Annotated in this window: 4 protein-coding genes and 1 pseudogene; 3 read left to right on the top strand and 2 right to left on the bottom strand. The window is 56.0% G+C overall.

Features of this window, described 5'->3' with window-relative positions; translation table 11 throughout:
* The first annotated feature begins 1 nt into the window (after position 1).
* A complete protein-coding gene (locus DYI20_RS12035) occupies positions 2-172 on the top strand; it encodes an integrase core domain-containing protein (protein ID WP_122549578.1) in 171 nt (56 codons plus the stop codon).
* Positions 173-1,638: 1,466 nt separating this feature from the next.
* On the opposite strand, the gene DYI20_RS12430 is transcribed toward DYI20_RS12035, so the two are convergent.
* Together DYI20_RS12430 and DYI20_RS12425 are read right to left on the bottom strand one after the other, a co-directional pair.
* Positions 1,639-1,797: a hypothetical protein gene (locus tag DYI20_RS12430; RefSeq protein ID WP_158524624.1), complete on the bottom strand. Its 159-nt coding sequence runs from the start codon at positions 1,795-1,797 to the stop codon at positions 1,639-1,641.
* Positions 1,798-1,809: 12 nt separating this feature from the next.
* On the bottom strand, positions 1,810-1,977 hold the full coding sequence (locus DYI20_RS12425) for a hypothetical protein (RefSeq protein ID WP_158524623.1): 168 nt from the start codon (positions 1,975-1,977) through the stop codon (positions 1,810-1,812).
* 213 nt (positions 1,978-2,190) lie between these two features.
* On the opposite strand from DYI20_RS12425, the pseudogene DYI20_RS12020 reads away from it, so the two are divergent.
* Positions 2,191-2,796: pseudogene (locus tag DYI20_RS12020) on the top strand (transposase); the annotation flags it as partial.
* A gap of 58 nt (positions 2,797-2,854) precedes the next feature.
* Positions 2,855-3,184: a transposase gene (locus DYI20_RS12015; protein WP_136090213.1), complete on the top strand. Its 330-nt coding sequence runs from the start codon at positions 2,855-2,857 to the stop codon at positions 3,182-3,184.
* The last annotated feature ends 63 nt before the right edge of the window (positions 3,185-3,247 follow it).

Genomic DNA, 3,247 nt, shown 5'->3' with positions numbered 1-3,247 from the left:
GATTTATGCTCGGCCCGCTTGGCCGTCAGCTACTGAGGTGGAATTCGAAACGATGAACTGGGTCCACTGGTGGAATACCACCCGATTGCATGAAGCCTTGAACTACCAGACCCCGACCGAAGCCGAAGCAAGTTACCATATGACCCAGGCACAAGCCCTAAGCCCCGTATAGAAAACGGAACAAAACCCAGGGCGCTTCACCCCTTATAGTCATAGACCTCTGCGCATTGTGAAGCTGAGCGTGAAGTGTTGAAAAAGACCGTGTCTGGGCTTTCCGAGGTAGATAGGGCGATATCTGTTATTCCTGCCGGCTCCCGCAATGTCGCGCTAGCTCGAACCTTGATAGCCGCAGGGCAGTTGTCTGTCTTGTTATTCACAAATTGGGATACACTCTTTGTTCCGACTGACGGGGGGTCCTTTGGTCCATCTTGTCATGGGGACAGCAGAGCAGAAGCATACTGCTTAATGTACGATGAACTTGGCCTAGTGTTTCCCTCAGTGGTGTTGTTAGTAAGCTTAGTGGTCGTGCTGAGCGGGGTCTTTCCCAGGTATACGGGGATTCTCCATGCATGGGTTACGTTATCGATCTCTCCGGCAATTAGTTTGCCTGACGGCGGGAAGCAGTCTCTCAGATTGTTGTTGTCATCCTTGCAGTAGTCCTGTTGTCTGATGGTCGTTTGAATCATTGGCATGCCACAACTTCCAGTGGGTCTCCGTTGCTTCCGGTGACATGGGCTGCGAGTCACCTGCTGCGCTTTCAGCTAATCTGGGTGTACTTGAATGTTGCTATATCGAAAACGTCGGTGCCTGAGTGGAAGGATGGGACTGCTGCATATTTCATTACGTTGGATCCTATGTTTGGTACACCGGGTCCGTTCGGTCCAATCTTTGACTGGTTAGTCAATATTCCTGTTTTTCCCTGCTGATGACGTGGGGGCTATATTGATCGAGGTTACAATAGCGTTGCTCTTGCTCGGCCCCGTCCGGTGGCGTCCCGTTGCGTTCTGGTTGGCCGTCTTGCTTCATGGAATATTTATCGCCATGATTAGATTGTGGTCGTTCGCTTTCGTGATGATCGGAGCTGTGCTTGCGGCAACGGGGCCTACGGTGAAACTGCAAGATTGTGCCTTATGGAATCACTTTGATGTGCGGGAACCTCGCTCACTGTCGAATGCCGAAGAGGTGCGAGGATGAATCGCATACGCGTGAACGTGAAGACACACTGGATGAATGGCTGGTTCATGAGAATGTTTGCTTCACCGGTGCTGTGCGTGAATGGTAAGCAGATTCCAGCGAATTTCAGTGCACCGACTGTGGTATCTGTCGAAGAACCTGTCGTACGTATTGGCGCAGGTATCCGCTATTTCTCTCGTGGACCGGTATTAGGGTGTGAGCCTGAGCTCTGTCGTGTGGATGATTCGTCGGGTGTCGTGAACCTGGTATTCAAGAACGGCGTGTGGAACCATTCCCCATTTAGGATCGTGTCCGTGCAGTGATGTGCGGGGGTAAGGGGCTCGTGTTGCTCAATCCGCATCGGGAGTGTCTGCCTCGCGATGGCGGGCGCGAGTAGTCAAGAGCTCGGCGACGGCTGGTCCGGCGGCCAGGCCCGCGATTGCATCGATGAGGGTGTGGCTGGGGTCATTTGTGCCGAGCGACGGGGGTACGGATACAAGCGGGGAACCGGTCATCACATTCGGCGCGAACGCTGATCCAGGCAGCGTTGAAGATGACGGCATTGGCAGCCAATTCCCATCGCCGGCCGCGGTCGGCGCGTTCGACCAGTTCCCAGTAGCTCACGCCGTGCTTCTTTCAGTACCACGTGATGGCCTGTGCGCCGGTGGCAGCGGCGCGAATCGGCAGGGCTGAGAAGCATCCGGCACCTCCGGTGGCCAGGAGGAGGACGGTAACGAAGTAGACGTAGGTGGCAACCTGCCTACCGACGACATCCGTGGAGCATAATGGTCGCTTCGCGTTCATCGTCGAACGACGGGGCGTTGAAGACGGCGATAGTGTCGGTGTGGAGTGGGAAAGGTCTGGCGGGTGTGCACGGTGATTCCTTCCACGAGGTCTGTCGGGTGTGGGTGGTGTCATCGAGCGTCTGGACCGTTGTCGAGGAAGAATAGTGACTCGCCTGCATCGCCTTCGTCCTGGCACTGACTCTGACCCCATCGCTGGCCGGGCTCGAACGGCTGTTGCGACGGGCTGACCGGACTGCCAGAGGCAATCGAAGCGACCTGGCTGGACTCGTTCGTCCAGACCTGTGTCGTACCCCTTGAGCCGGGCTGCGAACAGGTTCGTTGCCTACGGCGATCGCAAGGCCGTATCACGGGCATTAAAGGCCATCTACACCACAAGCAACGAGGATACCGCCAAGGCTGCGTTTGGATGATGTCGCAGCCTCTGAGCTCGGCCAGAAATACCCGTTAGCGGTCACGACGTGGACGAACGCCTGGGAGCGGTTCGTGCCATTTCTGGCATTCCCGCCAGCACTGCGCCGGGTGATCTATGCAACGAATACGATCGAGTCGCTGAACTTATCAGCTGGGCAAAGTCACGAAGAACCGCACGCAGTTCCCCAGTGACGAGGCCGTGGTCAAACTGATCTAGCTAGCGCTCTGCACGATCGAGGACAAACGCGCCCGCGAACGAGCCAAGGAACGCGGCAAACCCGCCGGCAGACTCGTGCAAGAACAAGTCACCACGAACTGGAAACAAGCCCTCGCCCAACTCGCCGCCACCTACCCCGACCGAATCAACCCCTACCTCTCAACCCAATCCCCTACACAACAAACTTGACAAGTGGGGTGTATCAAGGATGTTGGTCAGTTTCTCTTGATGGGGAAGGATCAAGAGTGTGGCAACATCATCGAGGCGGAAGTTCAGTCCGCAGTTCAAGGCTGAGGCGGTCCAGTTGGTGGTCCAGTCGGATCGGCAGATTGTCGAGGTTGCCGGCGAGCTTGGGCTCAAGCCTGGCACGTTGGGTAACTGGGTGAAGAAATACAGGCAAGAGAATCCAGAGCCGGGGAAGGCGATGACTCCTGCTGATCACGGCCGGTTAGCGGAGTTAGAAGAAGAAAACCGGCGGCTGAAAATGGAAAATGAATTCCTAAAAAAAGCCGCCTTGGGTTCAAATCGTCAAGGCAACACCGGCGTGTTCGGCTTCAATCGGGGTGCGGTAGCCTAAACATTTCCGGGGCCGGGTGTTGAGTTCATGGGCGATCTGATCCAGGTCAGCTTGCGAGTACTT

This window comes from Auritidibacter ignavus (genome assembly GCF_003703835.1).
Lineage (GTDB): Bacteria > Actinomycetota > Actinomycetes > Actinomycetales > Micrococcaceae > Auritidibacter > Auritidibacter ignavus.
The sequence above is the reverse complement of the archived record's forward strand: the minus strand, read 5'-3'. Positions and strand labels throughout refer to the sequence as shown.